Source organism: Candidatus Thiodiazotropha endoloripes, assembly GCF_001708965.1.
GTDB classification, from domain to species: domain Bacteria; phylum Pseudomonadota; class Gammaproteobacteria; order Chromatiales; family Chromatiaceae; genus Thiodiazotropha; species Thiodiazotropha endoloripes.
Genome location: NZ_LVJW01000011.1, coordinates 1 through 862 on the forward strand (window position 1 = coordinate 1; position 862 = coordinate 862).

At 49.5% G+C, this 862-nt stretch carries 1 protein-coding gene; it reads left to right on the forward strand.

The window, feature by feature from the left end; genetic code table 11:
* A partial coding sequence (locus A3193_RS20675; RefSeq protein ID WP_162273760.1) for a transposase occupies nt 1-837 on the forward strand: 837 nt, incomplete at its 5' end.
* Nucleotides 838-862: the final 25 nt, after the last annotated feature.

Consider the following 862-nt stretch of genomic DNA (forward strand, 5'->3'; position numbering starts at 1 on the left):
TTGGCTGAGATTTTTGCCATCGATATCTGCGCCTATGCCGTGATGTCCAATCACTACCACGTCATCCTTCATGTCGATACCCAGACAGCGACCAGCTGGTCTGAGCAGCAAGTCATTGATCGTTGGCAACATCTATTCTCACTACCGGTCATCGTCCAGCGTTATCTGGCCAGGGAGCCGCTCAGCCGGGTTGAACGAGATGCAGTCACTGAATTGACCACTAAATGGCGTATGAGGCTCCAGGAGATCAGCTGGTTCATGCGCTGTCTCAATGAGCCGATCGCAAGACAAGCCAACCAGGAGGATGGTTGTACAGGGCGCTATTGGGAGGGGCGATTTAAGTCACAGGCTCTGCTGGATGAGAAAGCCTTGGCCGCCTGTATGGTCTATGTCGACCTCAATCCTGTTCGAGCCGGACTGGCAGAGATGCCTGAGCAGTCTGAGTATACTTCTATCAATGAACGGGTTCATCAGTTCAAGAAAAACTCTGATCATTCAGAGAGACCCAGCACACCTGATGGTTTACTCCCTTTTGCTGGCTACCCACGGGAGGATAGGCCCAAAGGCATACCCTTTCATCTCAAAGACTATCTGCAACTCGTTGATTGGACGGGGCGGGCTATTTTGGAAAACAAACGGGGCTCTATTTCTCAGCATGCTCCGCCCATTCTGGATAGGCTACAGCTCGATACCAAACATTGGCTCTACATAACTCAGCATTTTGAAAGTCGATTCAAAGGAATGGTCGGTGCCTGTCATGCACTTAAAGCGGCATGTAAAAAACTTAATTTCCGACGAACGCCGAACCTTGGGGCAGTTTCAGAATTATTGAACTAGATAATCCTCTCAAACAACAACTTGA